We start from the raw sequence: 22717 nt of genomic DNA on the forward strand, positions 1-22717 counted from the left end.
AGTGAAATACGCGATTCGAACAAGGCATGATTTAATGTCGCAAGAAATACGTGTCCATCTAATTGAACGGTTTACGTCTTTAGGTTTAAGTGAGGATGAGAATGCACCTGATATTGTCGTTACAATTGGTGGAGACGGGACGTTACTCGATGCCTTTCATCACTATGAAAATCGTCTGGCTAATACTGCCTTTGTCGGTATCCACACAGGCCATTTGGGCTTCTATGCGGATTGGTTGCCTCACGAAGTCAATTCCCTTGCAGAAGGGATTGCACACGGAAAATACAGCATTGAAAGTTATCCGTTAATCGAGGTGCGCCTCAGTAAGGAAGATGCAGAGCCAAGTAAGTATTTAGTGCTCAATGAATCAACTTTTCGGATGGCTTCAGGGACTTTAGCGGTCGATGTTTATTTAGAAAATGAACTGTTTGAGTATTTTCGCGGCGATGGTCTCTGTGTTTCGACACCGACTGGATCAACCGCGTATAACCGTTCGCTTGGTGGAGCGATTATTCATCCGACCATTGAAGTGATGCAATTGACAGAGATGGCATCGATTAACAATCGTGTGTTTCGAACCATTGGTTCATCGTTGATTTTACCAAAGGAACAAAAAATTAAACTGATTCCGACAGGTGGTACGAAGTGCATTTTAACGATTGACCACCAAACGGAACTGCATGAAAATGTTACCCGTTTGGATTATGAATTATCTGCGAAAAAAGTGCAATTTGCCCGATTAAAAGCATCGACTTTTTGGAATCGTGTGCATAATTCATTTATTAACTAAGAGAAGGAACGATTGAATGAAACTTACATGGACAGTTACGCCTGCCGATAATGGCTTGTTATTACGGACTTTTTTAAGTCATCATCATATTTCTAAACGTTTGTTATCGGCAATTAAATTTAGCGGTGGTCAAATACGCGTCAACGAAAAGGTTGAAAATGTTCGCTATCAAGTATCAACTGGTGATGTGATTACGGTTGATACACCGATTGAACAAGAAAATGACTCGATCATCCCTGAAATTGGACCGCTTAAAGTACTATTTGAAGATGAGTTTATTTTAGTCGTGGATAAACCAGCGGGAATAGCATCGATTACGGCCCAGTATCATCCAACGCAAACGATGGCGAATTTTATTAAGGGCCATTACTATCAAAACGGCGAGAAACAAGCAATTCATATTGTCTCACGCCTTGATAAAGATACATCGGGAATCATGTTGATTGCTAAAAATCGCTTTGCGCATGCGCGTTTAAGTGAGTTGCACCAACAAGGACTCGTCAAACGGACTTATCGTGCCTTTGCCGAAGGGACTATCGCTGAATCAGGTGCAATCATTGCGCCAATCGGCCGTAAAGATGGTAGCATTATGATTCGTGAAGTGCGAGCGGATGGTAAATATGCTGAAACACATTATCAGGTGCGAAACCATTACCATGATTGGACGGATGTTAACGTCGAATTACGGACGGGACGGACGCATCAAATCCGTGTTCATTTTCAACATTTGGGTCATACTTTAATGGGTGACGATATGTACAAGGGCAGTGTGACACGTTTGAAACGACAGGCGTTGCATAGTGAAAAGCTACGATTAATTCACCCGTTTACCGGTGAGGAAATGAGCTTTGTTTGTGAATTGCCTGCCGACATGGCAGCCGTCTTGGCACAATCAGAGCTAATTACATCAATTCGATAGTTATTTATCGTAAAGTCATGTAAAATAGAAAAGGAAAATATCGTTATATAGGAGGCAATTATGTATTTGAACTTTGAAAATAAAACCGTTTTAATTATGGGTGTTGCAAATAAACGCAGTATTGGCTGGGGCATTGCTAAAGAACTTGATAAAGCCGGCGCCAAATTGATTTTTTCATACTCAAAAGAACGTTCAGCCAAAGGGTTATTAAAGTTAGCGCTTGAATTATCAGATTTGAATAAAGAACCAGATATGGTGAAATGTGATGTTACAAGTGACGAGGATATCGCTACAGCAGTGGCTGATTTGAAAGTCAAAGCGGGTCAGTTAAGTGGGATTGTACATTCGGTTGCCTTCGCTAACAAAGACTTTTTAGGTGATGCGTATTCAGCGGTCGATCGTGCTAGCTTTGCTCAAGCACTTGATATTAGTGCCTATTCGTTTACAGCTATTATTCGAGCAGCACACCAAGCGGAGTTATTAGCTGATAATGCGAGTCTGATTACGTTAACGTACTTAGGTGGCGAACGCGTTATTCAAAATTATAACTTGATGGGTGTGGCGAAAGCGGCCTTAGAATCATCTGTTCGTTATTTAGCGAATGAGTATGGTCCAACTGGCATTCGGGTCAATGCGATTTCAGCCGGACCAATCCGGACGTTGTCTGCTCGTGGTGTGGGGAACTTTAGTGAGTCTCAAAAAATGGTTGAAGAACGCGCACCATTGCGTCGCGTTACGACTTCAGAAGAAGTCGGCACAACGGCATTATTCTTATTAAGTGATATGGCAAGTGGGATTACAGGTGAAAACATTCATGTTGATAGTGGTTACCACATCATTGGTTACTAAACTGAATGACTAAGCGGTTCACACTTCTTCAGAAACAAGCAAGATAAAGAGGTGCGCCTTCTTATGTTGCTTTTTTTTATGGATGACCGTCAAAAAGAACAGACGAGGAGGCAGTCGAATGCAAACCAAACAAAAAACAATCGTGTTAGTTGGTTTTATGGGTGTTGGTAAAACAACCATTGGTCGAGAATTAGGCAAACGGACGCTGCTTCCGTTTGCCGATAGTGATGATTTGATTGAACAGCAGACAAAGATGTCAGTGCAAGACATTTTTGCAACTAAAGGTGAAGCGGCTTTTAGAGCGTTAGAAGAAGAACTCGTTATCGCGCAATTACGCGATAATAAGACGCATATTTTAGCGCTTGGCGGTGGTGCATTTATGAATGCTAACATTCGCACGGCTTGTTTACAGGAAGCAACGACCGTCTATTTGAAGATGGATTGGGAGCTGTGGCAAAAACGATCGCGCAAATTAAAACGGTCACGTCCGCTGTTAAAGACCAATACACCAGCTCAAATCCAACAGTTATTCACTGAACGCGATAAAATTTATCGTTTAGCAAATGAAACAATTGTAACCAATCACTTAACGGTCAATGAGATTATCAAACAAATATTAGCAAACTAACTTGAAGGTGGGGCTTTTGAATGAACGGTAAACAAGCAGCAGGAGAACGGGCAGTTGACTATATTAAAGATGGCATGATAGTTGGCTTAGGTACGGGGTCAACAGTGTTTTATTTTTTACAGGCTTTGGCAAAGAAAGTCGCAGAGGGATTACAAGTAACTGGAGTCGTCACCTCAATGCAAACAGCAGCCTTAGCAAAAGAACTGAACATTCCTTTAATGGATCTTAATGAGGCAACAACGATTGATGTTTGTATTGATGGCGCTGATGAGATTTTTGTGGCGGATGGCTCTGTTTATGGGATTAAAGGTGGCGGTGGTGCACTGCTGTTCGAAAAACTTGTGGCTGAAGCAGCACAGCAACGTATTTGGATTGCCGACGAATCAAAGACGGTCACACAGTTAGGTGCCTTCGGTCTGCCGGTTGAGGTGGTTCAGTTTGGCTATCAACAATTGGAACGAGCGCTTGCAAAACGAGGATATAACCCAGTGTTGCGTCGCTCTGCTGACGAGACACCTTACCTAACTGACAGTGGCAATTACATCCTTGATTTACAGTTCGAGCCGATTACTGAGCCACTCGCCTTAGCGACTGAGTTGAAGCACATGACTGGTGTGGTTGAACACGGCCTCTTTAATCAAATGACAGAAGTAACGATTATCGCAACTGCTACTGGGGCGGTCAGTGTCGCAACTTTTTAAAGAAAGAAGGTCTAATCATGTATGCAAAACTGAGTACCTGTGCCAATGAACAACGGGTGATTGGTCTCTATCATCACGACGCGTTTATGATTGGTGTCGTAGTAGCGGTTAATCCACGGCGGATTGGGATCGAGTTAGTGGCACCAAGTGGACGGACAGAAGGGCTGATTGTGATGGAAACAGCAGCCATTAAACAACTTGAAGTGGCAGAACCTTATTTACTTGAAATTGAAAATCGCCGTTCGGAGCAAGTGACGCAGCTGTTACCATTGCAGTTGAATAGCTTTAACATTGTTGATTCGCTCTGTAAACAGCTGCAGGCTAAAGTTATTCTTTGTCGTATTCAGACGATTTTTGAACAGAACAATGGCTATTTAATTGGCGAGGATAAAACCACATTACAGTTGCAAAAGATTGATGTCTATGGCAAAAAAGGAGCGGTTGTTGACTATCACAAGGCCGAGGTGCTAACGCTCAGCTGCCTCGATGATGAATTGGTTGCTTTGCAAAAAACGGTAACCTTTGTCAATAGCTAAAAAAAGAGTACGACCCTCATTTCTTCAAGGAAGAAGTGAGGGTCGTACTCTTTTTTGTTAGGCATGTACAGCGATTTTATAGTCCATATCGATGTGCCAAATACCGCCCATATCGATGTATCGTTCACCAGTTGTCGCAACGAATCCAAGCTTTTCATAAAAAGGAACAGCATGCTCTTGAGCAGACAAGTATAAAGAGTCAAGCTGCTCTTCACGGGCTGACTGTTCAATCGCTAAAATTATCTTGCGACCAAAGCCTTTGCCACGTCCTTCTTTTAAAACACAAATACGTTGTAATTTACCGCGGTTATCGTGAATGTATAAACGACCAGTTGCGACTGGATGACCTGTTTCATCATCGTAGGCAAGGAAGTGTTCGCATTCAGATTCTTTACCATCGTTATCTTCATCGGGAGAAAAGTTTTGTTCTTCAACAAAGACCTTCTCACGAATCGCTTTCACAATTGCTAATTCCTCGGTATTTTCAGGGTTAATTTTAACTACAGTCATGGTTCTTAAAACTCCTTTTCATTAAAAACTTGTAAGCTTTGCGCTAATTGATCAGACCAATGTCGCCACAGATGGGCGCCGTTAAAGGTCCAACCAGTATAATCTGTCTGTTCGGACCAAATGGTTGCTAGTTGTTGATTCGGGGTTGTGAAATCACAATCCGGCTCGCCAAAAGTAGTGTCGACGTGTTGCTCATCTGTTCCGTAAGTGTGTGAGATGACTAATGAAACGGGTGTCGTTGTGCGACATTTTTCGAGCAGTGTCTCATCTAAAAAAGGCGAGAATAAACATACTTTACCAAAAGTGAAGCGGTAACGCAAGCAAAGGGCTAACGAAAATGTGGCGCCGAGTGAGACCCCAGCGAGGTAACGTCCCTGTGCCAGTTGCAGTGAAGGCAGCTTCGCATCTAAATAAGGTGTTAATTCTTCGGCAATACAGCGTTGATAGTTACTGAATGATGCCCCATTAGGATGACAACGTTCAGCTCGTAGCGCGACGGACTCATACGGAATTGCAATTGTAATGTAGCTATGAAGCGTACCAGCTAACATCGCCGCATCACTTTTAGTAAACAAGTCGCCATATGTGATGAAATCTTGCCCATCTTGCACAATTAGGTACGGGTACTTATGTGTCGGATCGTAATGTGGTGGGTAGTGAATGATAAAGGTTAAGTCGGTCTTTAAAAACTGACTATAAAGTTGGTGCTGTTCATCCAAACGGGCCGTCATGGGCTCACCTCCGTGCTTATTTTTTAAATTTCATGGTTGTAATTGGTAGATGGAAAATAAAAGTAATAAGTGTAATGATAAACATCGCGATAAAGACCGTATGCAAGCCACTGAATAAAATATGTTTAAGTTGTGCAACTGCTTCTGCGGCAATTGGTGCATGATTGGGATTGAGCAATTGCGTTAAATTAGCGTGTGTTACACCGGCTGTGGTTGCATCAGCTAAATGACGTGTTGTCACCGAGTTGAAAATGGTACCAAAGACAGCCATCCCCATCACTTGTCCGAGGGTACGGAAGAGGGTGTTAACAGATGTAGCTGATCCCATGTCGGTAGGTGCGACGACATTTTGTGCTGTAATGGTCGTCATCGTAATCGTAATTCCGAAGCCGAGTCCCATCACCGCAGAAGCACCGAGGAACAGCCAAATCGAAGCGGTCTGTGTCAACACCATCAGCCAAAGACCGGCGAGGGCAATCACAAACGTCCCTAAACCAATGACACGACGAATCGTGCTGTTTTCAATCATTTTACCACCGATAAATGAACCGAGGATCCACGTGATTGACATCGGTGCGAGCGTGAATCCGGCAATCGTTGCGCTTAATCCGAGAATACCTTGTACCCACATCGGCATATACACGTTAACACCAATTAAAAAGGCACTTGCTAAAATAGCGACACAGTTGGCGAAGGTAAACGAACTGTTTTTAAACATCGGTAACGGTAAGATGGGGTATTTCGTACGATTTTCTTGCCAAACGAAGAGTCCAAGAAAAACAAGCGCTATTGCAAACGCAATTAGTACACTCGGTGCAAGCCAACTTAAGGTGTCACCAGCTAATTGAAATCCGAGTAACAAGGCGACTAAGCCGATTGTTAAGAGGAAGGTGCCGATGTAATCAATCGTCTGCTCAGTTTTGCTGACTTCTTCATGGAAGTACATCTTCATTAAGATGATGAGGATAATCCCAATCGGCACGTTGATGAAGAAAATCCAGTGCCAGGTTAAGTAATCGACGATGAATCCGCCGAGGAGCGGACCAAAGATACCAGCGATACCCCAGGCGGCTCCATTAAGGCCCATAATTTTTGCTCGCTTATCAACTGAATAAATATCAGCGATAATAATAAAGCTTAACGGCATAATCGAGCCAGCTCCAATCCCTTGGATGGCACGATAAATAATTAGTTGGGTCATGTCTTGCGCAAAGCCACAAAGGGCCGAACCAATCATGAAGACAATCGTTCCGATAATGAATATCGGTTTTCGGCCATAAATATCAGCTAATTTACCAAAAATCGGCACACAGACAGCTGATGTTAATAAGTAGATTGAAAAGACCCAGTTCATAATTGAAATACCGTTGAGTTCACTAACAATCCGTGGCACGGCTGTAGAAACAATGGTGCCTTCAATCGCGGTCATAAAGGTTGAAACAAAGATGGCGACAGTGACCCATTTTACATGTGTTTTTTTCAAAGAACATTCTCCTTTACTAAGCTCGTTTGCGGCGAACCTAATGTGTTATTTGCTAATCATAACAAGCAAAGTCAGGCTTCCATTTAGCGCCTAAATGGAAATGATACGTGTTGTTTAAGAGCTGCTATTATTTTAACATTTTTAACGGTAATAGGCGAATAACGCTCATCAAAAGCTGACGGTATTCGTTAGGCCTCCAATTGTGTATAATTAAGGTGAATTAGAGTTCTAGATAACTCACTGAATGAAGGAAAGAAGGCTGACACAAATGACAATAACAACTGAAAAAACAATTGCAACCTTATTCGAATTGACACAAATTGCAAGTCCAACCGGCTATACGGAGTCAATCATGTCGTACATTACCGACCGCTTGACAGCGATGGGATTAACAGTAGCGCCGACTAATAAAGGCAATCGCATCGTGACTATTCCTGGTAAAAACAACACAGAGCAACGCTTATTAACGGCACATGTCGATACATTAGGTGCGATGGTAAAAGAAGTGAAGTCCAACGGTCGTCTAGCTTTATCGCTTGTGGGTGGGTTTCGTTTTAATGCGATTGAAGGAGAGTACTGTACAATCACGACCGCCAGTGGCAAAACGTATACTGGCACGATTTTAATGCATCAAACAACGGTGCACGTATATGCTGATGCGGGCTCGGCTGAGCGAAATGCAGCTAATATGGAAGTTCGAATTGATGAAAAGGTGGCAACGGCTGCTCAAACACGTGAATTGGGCATTGAAGTCGGTGATTTTATTAGTTTTGATGCCCGTAGTACACGTAGTGGTGATTTTATTAAGTCACGTCATCTAGACGATAAGGTGAGTGTTGCTGTTTTGATTGAAACGCTTGGGCGTCTCGTAGCAGAACAGCAGACCTTACCCTACACAACTCATTTCTTAATTTCCAATAATGAAGAAATCGGCTATGGTGGTAATTCGAGCATCCCTGAAGAGGTGGTAGAGTATATCGCTGTTGATATGGGGGCAATCGGTGATGGGCAAACGAGTGATGAGTACCATGTGTCAATTTGTGCGAAGGACAGCAGTGGTCCTTATCATTATGGTCTACGGCAACATTTAGTGGGATTGGCACAGGCGCAACAGCTGGCTTACTGCGTTGATATTTATCCGTTTTATGGCTCCGATGCTAGTGCAGCAATGAAGGCTGGTGCTGATGTGAAACATGGCTTAATTGGTGCGGGAATCGAAGCCTCTCATGCTTACGAACGGACGCATAAAGAAGCGATTACAGCGACAGAGCAACTCGTATGGGCCTATATATTCTCACCATTAGCCGACAACAAATAGCTGTTTTTTCACACGAACGCTAAAGTTATCGTCTGAAATATGCTATACTAATTTTATGTCAATTTTAAGTTACGGAGGAAGTCCGATGTAGTTTATTTTGTTAAACATCAGATTCTATTTAGATAAACGGAGGGTATTCATGATAGACGCAATTAAAAAAGAAATTGAATCGCGTAAAACGTTTGCGATTATTTCTCACCCCGATGCGGGTAAAACAACGATTACAGAACAACTCTTACTGTTTGGTGGTGCGATTCGTTCAGCCGGAACAGTAAAAGGTAAAAAGTCAGGTAAGTTTGCCACATCCGATTGGATGGATATTGAAAAACAACGTGGTATCTCGGTAACAAGTTCAGTGATGCAATTTGATTTCGATCATTACCGCATCAACATCCTTGATACTCCTGGTCACCAGGATTTTAGTGAGGATACGTACCGTACATTGATGGCGGTCGATAGTGCAGTGATGGTAATTGACTCGGCTAAAGGGATTGAACCACAAACGATGAAACTGTTCAAAGTTTGTCGCATGCGCGGTATTCCCATCTTTACCTTTATTAACAAATTAGACCGTCCGGGTCGCGATCCAATGGACTTGATTTCAGAATTAGAAGAAGTGCTGGGCATTGGTGCTTATCCAATGAACTGGCCAATCGGGATGGGAAAAGAGTTGATTGGTAACATTGACCGCTATAATCACCGTATTGAGCAATATCGTTATGAGGACGAAGCGGACCGCTTTATCCCTCTTAATGATAAAAATGAATTATTGGCACCTCATGCTGTGCAGGAATCAACTTATTTTGATGAAGCAATGGAAGAAATCAACTTATTAGATGAAGCAGGCAATGAATTTGATGAAGCGGCGATTTCAGCTGGTGAATTAACACCTGTCTTTTTTGGTAGTGCCTTAGCCAACTTTGGTGTTGAAAACTTCTTATCAACTTTTGTTGATTTTGCTCCAGCACCGCAACCGCGCCAAACTGAAGAAGGTGACTTAGTTGATCCAACCGACAGCAAGTTCTCTGGTTTTATTTTCAAAATCCAAGCCAATATGAACAAAGCCCATCGCGATCGGATCGCCTTCGTCCGTATTTGTTCGGGGGCGTTTGAAAAAGGCATGAACGTTCATTTAGCACGGACAGGTAAAACGATTAAGCTGAATAACTCAACCCAATTTATGGCCGATTCTCAAGAAATTGTGAGCCATGCCGTTTCGGGTGATATTATCGGTTTATATGATACAGGTAACTATCAAATTGGGGACACGATTACGATGGGGGCTAAAAACCTGCATTATGAAAAAATGCCACAATTCACACCGGAATTGTTTATGCGTGTGTCAGCTAAAAACGTCATGAAACAAAAACATTTCCATAAAGGTGTCGAACAATTAGTACAAGAGGGTGCCATTCAGTTGTACAAAACATGGCATGCGGGTGACTACATGCTTGGAGCTGTTGGTCAATTACAGTTCGAGGTGTTTGAACACCGGATGAACAATGAGTACAATTCTGAAATCATCATGGAACCAATGGGCAAGAAAATGGCGCGTTGGATCAAACCAGAAGATGCGGATGAAAAATTAGCAACGACTCGTAATATGCTTGTGCGTGACCGTTACGATCAACCCGTCTTCTTGTTTGAAAATGAATTTGCCTTACGCTGGTTTAGTGATAAGAACCCGGATGTTGAACTGTTTGAATTAATCTAAGCTAAGATAAAAGGAGGGGACCGATTAGTTTCGGTCCCCTCCTTTCAGATTGTAGATAAAGTCTAAACGGATTTCATTTTCTTTCGAATGCTATTACAGTGACGTTGTTTACGAGCTGATTTCACTTTCATTTCTCTAGCTATTATTACAACAAAGTGGCCAAATCGCCTGTAAATACGAGCAATAGTAGTAATCCGGCTACAATTAAAATGACTGCGATGAGCAGTAGGTTGAAAAAACCGAGTTTAGAGATGCGTTTTTTTGAGGATTTAACAAGTAAAAAGGTCCAAAGTAAAAAAATAAAACCAATAATAATTGTGGCAATAGGAATTGAATAATAACTCATTGAAAGATACCTCTATTCTTAGATTGATAGAAACAACGTTAGTGAAACTATACTTCATTTTACACTTAAATAGAATTCCATTGCAACTATATCAGCATAATAAGCCAGCTGCAAAAAAATCGTAAAAAAAATTGACGAATGAATTGGCCATATGTTACGATATACTCAATTAAATATCAGTTTGACATTTTGTGTCAAAGGGGAGTAGCGTTGCTTACTGTTGATAACAGTAAGCAAGATAAAGTCGTCAATACATGGATTAATTCCATCGGTTTTATCAACATGTGTCATGTCAGCGAGACCTTTGTCCACACTTATTTAAGGTGGGCAAAGGGCTTGTTTTTTTGTTTAAAAAAAGGGGTCTAACCGCCATACACCTTAAACGTCACTGGGACTTTAACACAGATAATTTAGAGGAGGCGATTTTTTGGATGCAGCAATGTTATTACAGTATGGTTGGGTTTTAATCGTATTAATTGGATTGGAAGGAATTTTAGCGGCTGATAACGCGGTCGTGATGGCAGTAATGGTGAAACACTTAGAGCCAGAACAACAAAAAAAGGCGTTGTTTTATGGTTTGGTCGGAGCGTTAGTGTTCCGTTTTATCGCGTTATTCTTAATCGCAACCTTGGCTAAATATTGGCAGTTGCAAGCGCTTGGTGCAGTTTACTTACTTTACATAGCGGGTTCTAATCTCTATAAGAAATTCGCCCATAAAGAAGGCGAACATAAAACTAAGAAACGTAAGCAAGGTGGTTTCTGGGCGACGGTCATTAAGGTTGAAGTGGCAGATATTGCCTTTGCAGTTGATTCAATGTTAGCAGCAGTGGCATTAGCAATTACGTTGCCACCATCAGGTTGGGGCCATATTGCTGAGATTGACACAGCGCAGTTTATCGTTATGTTCCTTGGTGGCGTGATTGGCTTAATCATCATTCGCTTTGTTGCAACAGCGGTGGTGAACTTGTTGAAAAAATACCCCGCACTCGAAACTGGGGCATTTGTCCTCGTCGGTTGGGTCGGTGTCAAATTGGTTGTTATGACCTTAGCGCATGAAAAAGTAGCGCTGTTAGACGCACACTTCCCACATGGGACAGTGTGGCAAAGTATTTTTTATGGCGTGATGGTATTGATTATTGTAATCAGTGTGATTGTATCGCGTAAAGCAAAAGAAACAACAGTTTAAAATGACTCAATCAGACACTTTACAAAGTGTTTGATTGAGTTTTCTTTATGCAAACAAACATGTGAAGAAATTTAATGAAGAAGGTGTCAAAATGGATGCAAGTCTTTTTTTACAATACGGTTGGGTATTTATCGTATTGGTTGGTTTAGAAGTGGTGTTATCAGCCGATAATGCAGTCGTGATGGCGGTAATGGTTAAGGGATTAGAGCCACAGGCGCAAAAAAAAGCACTGTTTTATGGTTTAGTGGGTGCGATGGTTTTACGATTCACAGCGCTGTTTGTCATATCGCTCTTGGTTGATATGTGGTATATACAAGCGCTTGGTGCGTTGTACTTGCTCTATTTAGCGGTGAAACATTTTATGACGGAAGAAGCGTCAATGACTGCCATAGATACCGACAGAAAGTCCCAATCATTTTGGGGGACGGTGTTGAAGGTTGAATTGTCGGACATCGCCTTTGCGATTGATTCGATTTTAGCTGCGGCGGCCTTAGTGATTACCTTACCGAGTACACATACGTTCTCAATTGGTGGTATGGATGGCTGGAAGTTTATCGTGATGTTTATTGGTGGTTTTATCGGGTTATTGTGTATTCGCTTCGCTGCCACTAAAATTGTCCGTTGGTTAGAACTTTATCCTGTTTTAGAACAGGCGGCCTTCTTGCTTGTCGGTTGGGTCGGTGTGAAATTAGCGGTCTTAACCTTGGCACATAAAGATATCGGTGTTTTAGCGCTTGGGTTCCCAGAAAGTATCGGGTGGCAAGTTACATTCTGGGGTGTTATGATAGTCATTATTATCGGCGCATTAATTAAGATAAAGTTGACACATCAGAAAGGGTGAATTAACCATGTTCTATCACTTGCGATTACGATTGCGTAATTTGACGCCAGTACAAGCGATTGTATCGTTTTATTTTGTCGCGATGACAGTTGCCACACTCGTTTTGTTATTGCCGATTGCAAAAAAGCCAGGGCAAGAAGTGTCGTTCATTGATACGTTATTTGTCGCGGCAAGTTCAGTCAGTGTCACTGGTCTATCGCCTGTTAGCCCAGGAGGTACCTACAGTACGTTTGGTCTTGTCTGTATGATGATTTTCTTCCAAGTCGGAGGCCTCGGTATTATGATGATGAGTACATTGTTTTATTTGATGTTGCGACGTCGAATTGGTTTGAAACAACGTCGTCTCATTCAAACGGATGTAAATGCCTACTCAATGAGTGGCATGGTTAATCTGATTCGTGACGTGTTTATTATTATTACGACGGCAGAGGTAATCGGCGGTATTTTGATTGGTTTATACACGATTCCTCATTATAAAGATGTGGGTTCAGCTTTCTTCCATGGTTTCTTCTTGAGTGTTGCAGCTGCCACTAGTGCAGGGATGGATATGGATGGCTTATCAATGGAACCATTCGCGGGTGATTATTTCATCCAAACGGTTGTCATGTTATTAATGATCATGGGGGGCATTGGTTTTCCGGTGCTGTTAGAAGTCAAGCGCTTTTTAATTGGACGAAAATCAACGAAGCGACCCTTTCGTTTTTCGCTCTTTACGAAATTAACAACCTTTACTTATTTTGGTCTCTACTTTGCAGGGGCGATGTTAATCATTCTCCTAGAATTTAATAAATTCTTTAGTGGGATGACTTGGCATCAAGGCTTGTTTTATTCCTTATTCACCTCGGCGACGGCCCGCAGTGGTGGTTTTACTTTGCTGGATTTAAATCAGTACTCGGCCACGACCTTATTGATTTTAATTTTATTTATGTTCATCGGTTCATCACCCAGTTCAACGGGTGGTGGGATACGGACAACAACCTTTGCAATGACGGTGTTGTTTATTTTTGCAACAGCACGTGGCCATAAACATGTGCATGTATTTGGACGTGAGCTCATTGAAGAAGATTTAAGAAAAGCCTTATCGGTCACCTTGTTTTCGGGCTTGCTTTGTTTCACTTCGGTCTTAATTTTATCGCTAACAGAGGTCAATATTCCTCTGATGTCATTAATGTTTGAAACGGCATCAGCCTTCGGGACATCGGGCTTGTCACTCGGTGCAACGGCTCAACTGTCTATCGTTGGTAAACTGGTTATTATTATGTTAATGTTTGTTGGACGGGTATCGATGATGTATATTTTATTGTTTACAGCAGCGAAAACAGATAATGAATATGGGTTTAGATATCCGAAAGAAAAGGTTGTGTCAGGCTAGCTGACAATAGCCAAAAGGAGTCCAGATGACGAAGATAGCGAAGTGGTTGCTTCTCATTGGTTTATGCGTGGTTGCCGCAATGGGGACAGATGCGTACCTTTCCCAAAAAACAGAAATAAAACCAGTGAAGCAGGTACAGAAAGCACCGAAGAAGGCAGTACCCCCACCTGGAAAAGCGGAAGAAACACAGAGATGGTTAACACGTGAAACACCGGTTAAAATACCGATTTTAATGTATCATAGCATTTCGAGCGGTAATTCGTTACGGGTGCCACCTACAGAATTTGAGCAACAGATGCAGTTTCTTAAAGAAGCAGGCTATTACACCTTAACCCCAGCTGAATTGTATCAGGCCTTTGAAACGAATACGGTTCCAGCCGAAAAGGTAGTCCTTATCACTTTTGATGATGGCTATACCGATAATTACACAGCAGCTTTACCGGTGTTGGAACGCTATGGTCTTGCGAGTACTGTTTTTATGATTACAGGCACTACTGGAAAACCGAATCATCTCACAATCGAACAAATGAAAGCAATGCAACAGCAGCAGGTGACGATTGAAAGTCATACGGTCAATCATCAAGAACTGAACCTGCTGGCCAAAGAGACGCAGTTAACCGAAATGATTGATTCGAAGCGGTTTATTAAAGACGAGCTCGACTACGATAGCATCATCTTAAGTTATCCTGTCGGTCGATACAATGACGAGACGTTGGCAGCCGCTAACACCGCCGGCTACAAACTAGCCGTTACGACTGAGCCAGGGCTTGCGTCTAAAGCTGACGGGTATTATCAATTGAAACGTGTGCGGATTACACCGGGCTTAAGTATCGAAGGTTATCGCACTTTAATTGAAAATGGTTTGTAAAAAGGATTGACAGTTACAAAGTGACGTGGTAATATAAATCTTGTGAGTTTAAATAATACATGAAAGAAGAAGTTTCCGCTTCTCGCCTTGTTGACGTCATTGTTTTCAGGCTAACAAACTATTTAATTAAGTCTGTTTGCGGGTATTTCTGAGATGAAATGCCCGTTTTTTTCATGTTTTTGAACATCATGCTAGGTTCAATTTAATTTGGAGGTGGATTATCATTAGCAAAGACAACACTTTGATCAATGAAAATATTCGTGCTCGTGAACTTCGTGTAATTACTCAAACTGGTGAGCAGTTAGGTGTAACATCTAAACATGATGCACTCGAACTTGCAGAACGTGCAAATCTTGATCTTGTTCTTGTTGCTCCGAACGCAAAACCGCCAGTAGCCCGTATTATGGATTACGGTAAGTTCCGATTCGAACAACAAAAGAAAGACAAAGAAGCGCGTAAAAACCAAAAGACAATTACGCAAAAAGAAGTACGACTAAGTCCAACAATTGATGAACATGATTTCAATACAAAATTGCGTAACGCAGTTAAGTTCTTAGAAAAAGGCGATAAAGTGAAAGCTTCTATCCGTTTCAAAGGACGTGCGATTACACATAAAGAAATTGGATTAGAAGTTCTAAACCGTTTTGCATCCGAGTGTGCAGAAATTGCGACAGTCGAATCAAAAGCTAAAATGGACGGACGTAGTATGTTCTTAGTTTTAGCGCCGAAAGAAAGCTAATCGGGGACAGCATTTAATGCTGTGTTAATACAAGGAGGAAAAAACCATGCCAAAAATGAAAACACACAGAGGTACAGCTAAACGTTTCAAAAAAACTGCTTCAGGTAAATTGAAACGTGGCCGTGCTAAAACAAGTCACTTGTTTGCAAACAAATCTACTAAAGCAAAACGTCATTTACGTAAATCTGCATTAGTATCAGCTGGCGATATGAAACGTATCCGTCAACAATTAGACAACATCAAATAATCGAAGTCGTCCAAGAAACGACCAAAAATCATTGTTTTTAAAATCAGGAGGGAATTCTTATGCCACGAGTTAAAGGCGGTACTGTAACACGCGCACGTCGCAAAAAGGTCATCAAATTAGCAAAAGGTTATTACGGAGCAAAACACATTATTTTCAGCGTAGCTAACCAAGCTGTAATGAAAGCAAACATGTATGCTTACCGTGATCGTCACCAAACAAAACGTAACTTCCGTAGATTATGGATTGCTCGTATTAACGCAGCAGCTCGTATGAACGAATTATCTTACTCTAAATTAATCCACGGCTTAAAATTAGCTGGTATTGATATGAACCGTAAGATGTTAGCTGAATTAGCAGTTAATGATTTTGCAGCATTCACACAATTATGTGACGCAGCAAAAACAGAATTAGCTAAATAATAGCGCTAAAGCCTCTCCTTGTGAGAGGCTTTTTTGTGTTTAAGCACGTCAACAAAAGTGAGCGATTCATGTTAAAATAAAAGAGAACAGTCCGTTAGCGACTGCAACATATCAGGGGGTATTACAATGACATTAGCAAACATTAAAACAATCGTGACCGATATGGATGGGACAGCTTTAACATCAAAAAAAGAATTGCACCCAATTACCTTAGCGGCCTTTAAACAATGGCAGGCACAAGGAGGTCAGTTGATTATGGCAACGGGACGACTCGATTTAGGTGCGCGTATTTATGCCTCACAAATGAACATCAGCTTGCCCGTTATTTCATGTAACGGTGCTTTAATCCGTGACTGGACAACTGGCGAGGTGTTATTTAAAAACGCAATACCGCTTGAAACGATGCAAAAAACAGTTGCGATTGCGCAAAAACATCAGGTTCCTTATCACATTTATACAACAGAACGTTTACTTAGTCCGGCATTATACGGCACGATGGAACGTTATGTCAAAATTAATGCGGAAGCTAAAACAGAGGATGAAAAAACACCGTATACGATTACACCAGATATTTTAGGTGCCTTACATGAAGATGAGGCGATGTTGAAAATGCTCGTTATTATTGAAGATGAGGCGTTGCTTGAAACAGTGCGAACTGAATTCTTAGCACTAGGTGTTGAAACGGTTATTTCGGGCAGTAACTTATTAGATGTGATGGTCGGTAACAGTACAAAGGGAGCTGCAGTGCAATGGCTAGCAGAGCATGGCTACTTAGAGCTCGAAACGACATTAACGTGTGGGGATAATGAGAATGACATGTCAATGTTACAAGCAACACCTGAAAGCTTAGCAATGTGTAATGCAAAACCAGTTGTTAAAGCGGTTGCTAAACATATTTCAACGGTTGATAGTGACGAAGGTGGCGTCGGTCAATTTATTCAAGCGCATTTACTTGCTTAAACCAATGATACATATTGTCTTGTTTCGGAATGATTTACGCTTGGATCATCAACCAGCCTTACAAGCTGCCTTAGATGCTCGAGAAACACATGATCAAATAGTGCTGTTGTTTCATTTGAATCCCTCGCAGTTTGCTCCAAAAACTGCACGACATGATTATTTCTTTAAAACATTGAACTGGTTTCAGACTGAATGTCAGCAGATAGCACCGTTGCATTTTATTGCTGGTGAACTGAGTGCTGCGTTTACGTCTTTGTTAGCGACGCTTGGAACTAATGTGACGTTTTACTTTAATAGGCAATTGTCTGGTGAGCGTTTGCGTCGTGATCAGCAATTAATAGCGTTGTTGGAAGACAAGCAGATCCCTTACCAACAGTTTTTAGACGGCCATTTACATGGCGTGGCGGAAGTGAAAAAAGCAGACGGCTCATCCTATCGAGTATTTACACCTTACTATCGTCAATGGCTAGCATTAGAAAAGCCGAGTTGGCATCGTATTCGCTGTGAGCAGTCGTGTTCTCCTCAGTATGAAGGGGCATGCTTCGATGAAGGCAGACGCGTTTTTGCAGGCTTGCTTACACAGTTAAGGGCTCAGCAATGGGATGAAACGATTGGTGTCACAGCTGCACGTCAACAGTTAGAGCAATTTATTGCCGGTCCGTTAGCGACGTATGACTACGACCGTGATTTTCCTGCCCGTGCAGGCACGAGTCGGATGTCGCCTTATTTAAAGTATGGTGTCCTCTCAATAGTGGAAGTGTATCGTCGTGTCGTCACAAGCGAGCAACGAGGACAGGCGACTTACATTAAAGAGTTGGCTTGGCGTGATTTTTATCAGATGATTGCGTGTGAAAATCCCACGATACAAACGGAAGCATTAACGCCTCAATACCGTGCGCTCGAATGGGAGGTTAATCCAGCGGGATTTAATGCTTGGTGTAAGGGCGAAACCGGTTATCCATTAGTTGACGCGGCGATGAAACAATTGAATGCCACTGGCTGGATGCACAATCGCCTGCGGATGGTGGTGTCCTCGTTCTTAGTGAAAGATCTCGGGATTGATTGGCGCGAAGGTGAGCGCTATTTTGCGGAGAAACTAATTGATTATGATCGTGCTTCAAATGCAGGTGGTTGGCAGTGGGCTGCCTCAACGGGTGTTGATGCTGTGCCGTACTTCCGTGTGTTTAATCCAACGGTCCAAAGCAAGCGATTTGATCCGGATGGTGCGTTCATTCGCCGTTGGTTACCTGAACTTGTATTGGCAAAGTCCAAAGAAATTCATGAACCGCAGAAGTATGGACTTACTTATCTTGCGCCAATCGTTGACCACCAAACTGCACGATTGGCTGCAATCGAACGTTTTAAGCGAATAAAAAATAAAACTGACGGTTAGCTGATGCAACTAGAAGATAGAGCAGTATTTCTATTCAGTCTGATTATCAGTAGTCAGAGTTCGTTGACTTATTTTCACAGAAAAGGAAGTTTCATTCGACTTTGTCTACAGTCGGGCACTAAGCATTATTAAATGCTTAGTTTTTTTATGCGACGAACGAGTGTAAACGTTTCGAGTTTGAGCAGTGTTTGACAGCCTTGTTCTAACTTAGTTATAATAAATAATGATAGTTTTTTTAAAATATAACAGAAGAATATGTACGAACAAGACGTAGGGGAATCAGTGACAGACTAAAGATGTGGGGGCGTAGGATATGGGATTATTTGGCAGATGGAAGAAACAGTTTAAAAAACAGGAATCACCGCTACAACAAGAACAACTGAAAGACGACGTAGTCGAGCAAAAGGTACAACCGACGGCCGATGCATTATATGCAAAGGGACTACAACTGCAAGTTGACGGTCAACAAACAGCTGCAAACGAAGCGTTTACTGCTGCCATCGGATTAAGCGATGTGAAAAATGTGTCTCGTTTTGGCATAGGGGTCCTTCATGAGCAACAGGGTGAATGGGAATTAGCAATCGCCGCTTATAAAGAAAAATTAACGGAGACTCACAACGATTCGCACTTATATTATCAGTTAGGTATTTTACTAAAAAAATTGAATCGACCAACAGAGGCGATTCCTTATATTGAACACGCACTCGAAGGAGAAAAGGTCTTTTCGGGTTGGTATTATAATTTAGCGCGCTGTTTTGAAGATATCGCTAATTATGAGCAAGCGGCGGTTAATTACCAACAGACTGTTTCACGACAACAAGTACATCGTCCTGAAATATACCGACGATTGGCTTTTTGCCTAGCTCAAACAGGAGCAGAAAAGGCGGCTTTAGCAAAATATCGTGAGGCAGATTTATACCGTATTCCGAGTAATATGTCAGAGAAATCCTACCAAAAAGCAATCGCTGATGTATCTGTTAAATATGCAATGTGCTATGAGTTTTACGAAGAATTAAACGATAAAATGGTGTTTTATGAGAGCATGAGTGGGTCGAGCATGATGGGTAATCCAGGTGGGGTTTTTGATTATACATTTAGAGATGAAGACTTTAGTGACTACATACACATATGGGTTATTAATGACTTTGAAGCCATCCCACAACACTATCGTAAGCAGGCGAATATTATTTTCGTGAAGCGTAATTCAGATGCTTATTTACGATACATTACCACCGCAAAATACCTAATTTGTGATTCGGTCTTTGCACAATATGTTGTACGTAAACCTGGTCAAAAGTACTTACACACCACGCACGGTATCTTTTACAAAACAGTGGGACGCCAAAGTGCCAACAAAGAAGTCGGTGTTGCAATCAGTACACGAAATTATTTACAAGCGACCCACTTAATTGTTCCAAATCAATTTATGGTCGAACAACAGGAATATGCCTATTCAATTAAAGGCATTCGTTCGGCAAAAGTTGCAATTGCGGGCTATCCCCGGATTGATATTACACTGAAACAGGATGATACCGTCAAACGAGCTATTTTAGAACGTTTGAAAATCAATAATGGGAAAGCCAATGTATTATATGCACCGACTTGGCGTGGAACGTCTAAAGACAATCACTTTGATGTCGATAAGTTAGTAAGTGACTTAGAGGCTCTAGCACGAATTGATGCCAATATTTTATTTAGAGGGCATCCAATTACACGATCGGTTTTAAAAATGGTCAAAATGCCGGACAATATTATTATGCCACCAGGTGATATTTCAACGAATTTACTGATGAGTACAATGGATGTATTAATCTCAGATTATTCAAGTGTGTTCTTTGATTTTATACCGACAGAAAAACCAATCGTGCATTATTTATACGATGTTGACGAGTATCGCAGCGCCCGTGGTTTAAATTTAAGTGAGGAAGAATTACCTGGTTTTATTGCGAAAACGACTGAAGAGCTCGTGGCAGCGGTTGAACGAGGGATTGTTGATCAAACCCCAAGTCCGCGTTATTTGGCAGCAAAAGCACGTTTTTGTCCACTTGATAAGGGCCGTTCAGGTGAAGCTGTTGCCCTCTGGTTTTTCAAAGATGATAGTCGCGAAGTTGAGCTTGTTGCAAACAAAGAATATCGTCAAAAAGATTTATATTTAGGTGGTTTATTGAGCGATACAACGGTCTTGCCGAGTTTTGTTAAGGGGACGAAAGAACGCCAAGCGAATAACCATCTTGTGACTGCGATGATGAGAGGTGGCGTCTTAAAAGATAGCGCTAAAAAAGCGAGTATTGTTTCATTAGGCAACGACGTTAACTTCGTACCGTACGGACCAACGATGCCGAAAACTTTAGCTGAAATAATGGCGATTCGTGAGTTCGAAAAGACGCAACAATTTAGTACCGAGCAATCAAAAAAACATTATCAAAAAGCTTATCAACGAGAATGGCGCCGCTTATTTGGTGATACTGTGTTTGATGAGGTAATTAACTTGGAAAAAGACTCGCCCTTTTGGAGCGGGGTGTTTGAACAGCAGATACGAAAATAAGGGAAACATAGCATCGTAGGGATAAGCTATGGAAGGGGAGATTTTCTTGTTACCAAAAATGACTAGTTTTGGTGCTTGTGTCAGTCGAGATTTATTTAAGAGTTCAATCGTGAGGGATTACAAAGATTTCTTTGCATTTTCAAATGATCAGTATCATATGTCTGTCGTGTCTTTAATGTCACAACCGTTATCAGAGGAATTATTGGGGAAAATTCCAGCAGAGCTTGAAGGCAAGGTTAATCCCTTTGTGAAAAAGTGTTTTAAAGAGGATTTAACCAAGGTGTTTTTGCGAAAAATCGCGACGAATGAGCAGGATTACTTACTGTTAGATTTTTATATGGATACGTATTATGGTGTGATTGAACTGCAGGATGGCAGCTATGTGTCTGGGAAACAATGGCAGTATCAAAAAATCGACTTTTATAATAAGGTTGTCAAACAAGAGGTCAAGGCGGCTATTAATCCATTAACGGATAGAGCAGGCTATCTTGTACTTTGGAAAGATAGCATTGATCGCTTTATGGCTTATATTAAGCAAGAATCACCAGAAACAACCATTATCTTAAACACTAAAAAATTCACCAATCGTTATTTCAACTCAGACACAAAAAGTTTTGAAGACTTATCTGTTGTCATCAAAGATAAGAAAAGAACAGCGGCAACGATAGAACGCATGAATGATATTTGGACGGAGATGGATACATACCTCCTCACGAGGTATCCGGAAGTGAAGGCGTTACGGTTTGATGAAGAGCGTTATTACAGTAGTGCTGAAAATGAATGGGGACCGTTTTACCTCCATTTTAATCAGGCATTTTATGATGATGCCCAACAACAATTAATTAAGTTAGTGATGGAAGAACGAGGCTATTTCAAATTGGAAGAAGTGTTACCAGGAGGTATCTGTAAAAAAGTTGGTGATGATGTCCAGTCATTTGCTGATGTTCGTGAATGGGGGGATTACTACATTCCAATGCATCAATATGAGCAGATGATCGATAAGCCGACAAGAGATGCAGCGGGTTACTTCCTCAAAAATCATCCGCAATCCGCAAGTGGTTACTTTATTCAAGAACTGACAAGGGCATCGTTGAAAACGAACATTGAATCGTATCGTCGTATTGTGACTCGTTTTGGCCAGAGCAATTGGAATAAAACTGACTTGGGTGATGAAGTAATTTATTTGGATGGCACCATTGATTTGAAAGCGATTAATACAACTGGCGAGTATTATATGAGTGATAAGGTAACTCGGACAATCGAAGATCATCCAACAAAAAATAGTGGCTGGTTTTTAACCGTATCAAAACGAACGGGTGATAGTTGTATGCAAGAGTTGACGAAAAAAACACAGATTGATGAAAACATGCAACGTTATTACCGCATTTTAAACTTCAAAGAAAACACCGCTACAAAGTGGAATGCAATTGGTGAACCAAAAGCAACGCGAGAGCATAGCAAAAAAAGCTGGCGAAGCAGACTAACGGCGAAATGGAAAGCCTAACTGCTACGTTTAACTGATATAGCACGTCGGCGCATTTATTAGCGATAAGTGCCGCGACGTGTTTTTTTGTGGTGGTGTGAAACGCGTGTGAATATGATAAGATAGGGAGAGACTTTGG

General features: G+C 41.5%; 23 protein-coding genes, 1 riboswitch and 1 other annotated feature. Of the genes, 19 read left to right on the forward strand and 4 right to left on the reverse strand.

The annotated features are described in order from the left end of the window. Position 1 precedes the first annotated feature (1 nt). From ACJYYY_RS03385 to ACJYYY_RS03410, 6 genes are all read left to right on the forward strand, one after another. A complete protein-coding gene (locus ACJYYY_RS03385; protein ID WP_035314756.1) occupies positions 2-790 on the forward strand; it encodes an NAD kinase in 789 nt (262 codons plus the stop codon). Between the two features lie 16 nt (positions 791-806). Beyond that, complete coding sequence (locus tag ACJYYY_RS03390) at positions 807-1709, forward strand: RluA family pseudouridine synthase (RefSeq protein ID WP_408869110.1); 903 nt, start codon at positions 807-809, stop codon at positions 1707-1709. A 60-nt stretch (positions 1710-1769) separates the two neighbouring features. Beyond that, a complete protein-coding gene (locus tag ACJYYY_RS03395) occupies positions 1770-2558 on the forward strand; it encodes an SDR family oxidoreductase (protein ID WP_035314755.1) in 789 nt (262 codons plus the stop codon). 118 nt (positions 2559-2676) lie between these two features. Then, a complete protein-coding gene (locus tag ACJYYY_RS03400; protein ID WP_035314753.1) occupies positions 2677-3186 on the forward strand; it encodes a shikimate kinase in 510 nt (169 codons plus the stop codon). Between the two features lie 20 nt (positions 3187-3206). After that, complete coding sequence (gene rpiA / locus ACJYYY_RS03405) at positions 3207-3887, forward strand: ribose-5-phosphate isomerase RpiA (protein WP_035314752.1); 681 nt, start codon at positions 3207-3209, stop codon at positions 3885-3887. Positions 3888-3904: 17 nt separating this feature from the next. Beyond that, complete coding sequence (locus ACJYYY_RS03410) at positions 3905-4423, forward strand: hypothetical protein (RefSeq protein ID WP_035314751.1); 519 nt, start codon at positions 3905-3907, stop codon at positions 4421-4423. A gap of 57 nt (positions 4424-4480) precedes the next feature. On the opposite strand, the gene ACJYYY_RS03415 is transcribed toward ACJYYY_RS03410, so the two are convergent. From ACJYYY_RS03415 to ACJYYY_RS03425, 3 genes are read right to left on the reverse strand one after another with little or no spacing between them, the layout of a single operon-like run. Beyond that, positions 4481-4933 carry a GNAT family N-acetyltransferase gene (locus ACJYYY_RS03415; RefSeq protein ID WP_035314750.1) on the reverse strand — a complete coding sequence of 151 codons (453 nt, stop codon included), beginning with the start codon at positions 4931-4933 and terminating at the stop codon, positions 4481-4483. Between the two features lie 5 nt (positions 4934-4938). Next, the gene (locus ACJYYY_RS03420) at positions 4939-5664 is read right to left on the reverse strand and encodes an esterase family protein (protein WP_035314748.1); all 726 of its coding nucleotides are present in this window, start codon (positions 5662-5664) and stop codon (positions 4939-4941) included. A gap of 16 nt (positions 5665-5680) precedes the next feature. Further along, positions 5681-7147, reverse strand: coding sequence for an MDR family MFS transporter (locus tag ACJYYY_RS03425; protein ID WP_035314746.1), 1467 nt, complete (start codon positions 7145-7147; stop codon positions 5681-5683). Between the two features lie 268 nt (positions 7148-7415). On the opposite strand from ACJYYY_RS03425, the gene ACJYYY_RS03430 reads away from it, so the two are divergent. Next, positions 7416-8465 (forward strand): M42 family metallopeptidase, encoded by a 1050-nt coding sequence (locus tag ACJYYY_RS03430; RefSeq protein ID WP_035314745.1) that lies wholly within the window; start codon positions 7416-7418, stop codon positions 8463-8465. Positions 8466-8604: 139 nt separating this feature from the next. Next, positions 8605-10179: a peptide chain release factor 3 gene (locus tag ACJYYY_RS03435; RefSeq protein ID WP_035314744.1), complete on the forward strand. Its 1575-nt coding sequence runs from the start codon at positions 8605-8607 to the stop codon at positions 10177-10179. 145 nt (positions 10180-10324) lie between these two features. On the opposite strand, the gene ACJYYY_RS03440 is transcribed toward ACJYYY_RS03435, so the two are convergent. Continuing rightward, positions 10325-10525, reverse strand: coding sequence for a hypothetical protein (locus ACJYYY_RS03440; protein WP_408869111.1), 201 nt, complete (start codon positions 10523-10525; stop codon positions 10325-10327). A gap of 187 nt (positions 10526-10712) precedes the next feature. Beyond that, a riboswitch (yybP-ykoY riboswitch) is annotated at positions 10713-10866 on the forward strand. A gap of 86 nt (positions 10867-10952) precedes the next feature. Between ACJYYY_RS03440 and ACJYYY_RS03445 the strand changes: the two genes are divergently transcribed. The 11 genes from ACJYYY_RS03445 to ACJYYY_RS03495 all read left to right on the forward strand — a co-directional run bounded on the left by ACJYYY_RS03445 (position 10953) and on the right by ACJYYY_RS03495 (position 22599). Continuing rightward, positions 10953-11711, forward strand: coding sequence for a TerC family protein (locus tag ACJYYY_RS03445; protein ID WP_035314742.1), 759 nt, complete (start codon positions 10953-10955; stop codon positions 11709-11711). A 91-nt stretch (positions 11712-11802) separates the two neighbouring features. Further along, the gene (locus ACJYYY_RS03450) at positions 11803-12552 is read left to right on the forward strand and encodes a TerC family protein (protein ID WP_408869231.1); all 750 of its coding nucleotides are present in this window, start codon (positions 11803-11805) and stop codon (positions 12550-12552) included. Positions 12553-12559: 7 nt separating this feature from the next. Further along, the gene (locus ACJYYY_RS03455) at positions 12560-13924 is read left to right on the forward strand and encodes a TrkH family potassium uptake protein (RefSeq protein ID WP_035314741.1); all 1365 of its coding nucleotides are present in this window, start codon (positions 12560-12562) and stop codon (positions 13922-13924) included. Between the two features lie 25 nt (positions 13925-13949). Next, positions 13950-14792 carry a polysaccharide deacetylase family protein gene (locus ACJYYY_RS03460; protein ID WP_035314740.1) on the forward strand — a complete coding sequence of 281 codons (843 nt, stop codon included), beginning with the start codon at positions 13950-13952 and terminating at the stop codon, positions 14790-14792. 57 nt (positions 14793-14849) lie between these two features. Further along, positions 14850-14970 (forward strand) — a sequence feature (ribosomal protein L20 leader region). Between the two features lie 42 nt (positions 14971-15012). After that, the gene (infC, locus tag ACJYYY_RS03465) at positions 15013-15531 is read left to right on the forward strand and encodes a translation initiation factor IF-3 (RefSeq protein ID WP_232217940.1); all 519 of its coding nucleotides are present in this window, start codon (positions 15013-15015) and stop codon (positions 15529-15531) included. Positions 15532-15577: 46 nt separating this feature from the next. After that, a complete protein-coding gene (gene rpmI, locus ACJYYY_RS03470) occupies positions 15578-15778 on the forward strand; it encodes a 50S ribosomal protein L35 (RefSeq protein WP_029091835.1) in 201 nt (66 codons plus the stop codon). 59 nt (positions 15779-15837) lie between these two features. Next, positions 15838-16197, forward strand: coding sequence for a 50S ribosomal protein L20 (gene rplT, locus ACJYYY_RS03475; RefSeq protein ID WP_035314736.1), 360 nt, complete (start codon positions 15838-15840; stop codon positions 16195-16197). A gap of 126 nt (positions 16198-16323) precedes the next feature. Then, positions 16324-17157 carry a Cof-type HAD-IIB family hydrolase gene (locus ACJYYY_RS03480; RefSeq protein WP_035314735.1) on the forward strand — a complete coding sequence of 278 codons (834 nt, stop codon included), beginning with the start codon at positions 16324-16326 and terminating at the stop codon, positions 17155-17157. 4 nt (positions 17158-17161) lie between these two features. Further along, the gene (locus tag ACJYYY_RS03485) at positions 17162-18550 is read left to right on the forward strand and encodes an FAD-binding domain-containing protein (RefSeq protein ID WP_035314763.1); all 1389 of its coding nucleotides are present in this window, start codon (positions 17162-17164) and stop codon (positions 18548-18550) included. A gap of 313 nt (positions 18551-18863) precedes the next feature. Beyond that, entirely contained in the window at positions 18864-21095 is a 2232-nt protein-coding gene (locus ACJYYY_RS03490) for a CDP-glycerol glycerophosphotransferase family protein (RefSeq protein WP_035314733.1), read from the forward strand. A 46-nt stretch (positions 21096-21141) separates the two neighbouring features. Continuing rightward, complete coding sequence (locus tag ACJYYY_RS03495; protein WP_035314732.1) at positions 21142-22599, forward strand: DUF6270 domain-containing protein; 1458 nt, start codon at positions 21142-21144, stop codon at positions 22597-22599. The last annotated feature ends 118 nt before the right edge of the window (positions 22600-22717 follow it).

The sequence above is a fragment of the Brochothrix campestris genome (assembly GCF_046058945.1).
Taxonomy (GTDB): Bacteria; Bacillota; Bacilli; order Lactobacillales; family Listeriaceae; genus Brochothrix; species Brochothrix campestris.

Coding starts and splice junctions, on each gene's coding strand:
- ACJYYY_RS03390 (WP_408869110.1), top strand. CDS start 807: ATGAAACTTACATGGACAGTTACGCCTGCCGATAATGGCTTGTTATTA.
- ACJYYY_RS03395 (WP_035314755.1), top strand. CDS start 1,770: ATGTATTTGAACTTTGAAAATAAAACCGTTTTAATTATGGGTGTTGCA.
- ACJYYY_RS03400 (WP_035314753.1), top strand. CDS start 2,677: ATGCAAACCAAACAAAAAACAATCGTGTTAGTTGGTTTTATGGGTGTT.
- rpiA (WP_035314752.1), top strand. CDS start 3,207: ATGAACGGTAAACAAGCAGCAGGAGAACGGGCAGTTGACTATATTAAA.
- ACJYYY_RS03410 (WP_035314751.1), top strand. CDS start 3,905: ATGTATGCAAAACTGAGTACCTGTGCCAATGAACAACGGGTGATTGGT.
- ACJYYY_RS03415 (WP_035314750.1), bottom strand. CDS start 4,933: ATGACTGTAGTTAAAATTAACCCTGAAAATACCGAGGAATTAGCAATT.
- ACJYYY_RS03420 (WP_035314748.1), bottom strand. CDS start 5,664: ATGACGGCCCGTTTGGATGAACAGCACCAACTTTATAGTCAGTTTTTA.
- ACJYYY_RS03430 (WP_035314745.1), top strand. CDS start 7,416: ATGACAATAACAACTGAAAAAACAATTGCAACCTTATTCGAATTGACA.
- ACJYYY_RS03435 (WP_035314744.1), top strand. CDS start 8,605: ATGATAGACGCAATTAAAAAAGAAATTGAATCGCGTAAAACGTTTGCG.
- ACJYYY_RS03440 (WP_408869111.1), bottom strand. CDS start 10,525: ATGAGTTATTATTCAATTCCTATTGCCACAATTATTATTGGTTTTATT.
- ACJYYY_RS03450 (WP_408869231.1), top strand. CDS start 11,803: ATGGATGCAAGTCTTTTTTTACAATACGGTTGGGTATTTATCGTATTG.
- ACJYYY_RS03455 (WP_035314741.1), top strand. CDS start 12,560: ATGTTCTATCACTTGCGATTACGATTGCGTAATTTGACGCCAGTACAA.
- ACJYYY_RS03460 (WP_035314740.1), top strand. CDS start 13,950: ATGACGAAGATAGCGAAGTGGTTGCTTCTCATTGGTTTATGCGTGGTT.
- rpmI (WP_029091835.1), top strand. CDS start 15,578: ATGCCAAAAATGAAAACACACAGAGGTACAGCTAAACGTTTCAAAAAA.
- rplT (WP_035314736.1), top strand. CDS start 15,838: ATGCCACGAGTTAAAGGCGGTACTGTAACACGCGCACGTCGCAAAAAG.
- ACJYYY_RS03480 (WP_035314735.1), top strand. CDS start 16,324: ATGACATTAGCAAACATTAAAACAATCGTGACCGATATGGATGGGACA.
- ACJYYY_RS03485 (WP_035314763.1), top strand. CDS start 17,162: ATGATACATATTGTCTTGTTTCGGAATGATTTACGCTTGGATCATCAA.
- ACJYYY_RS03490 (WP_035314733.1), top strand. CDS start 18,864: ATGGGATTATTTGGCAGATGGAAGAAACAGTTTAAAAAACAGGAATCA.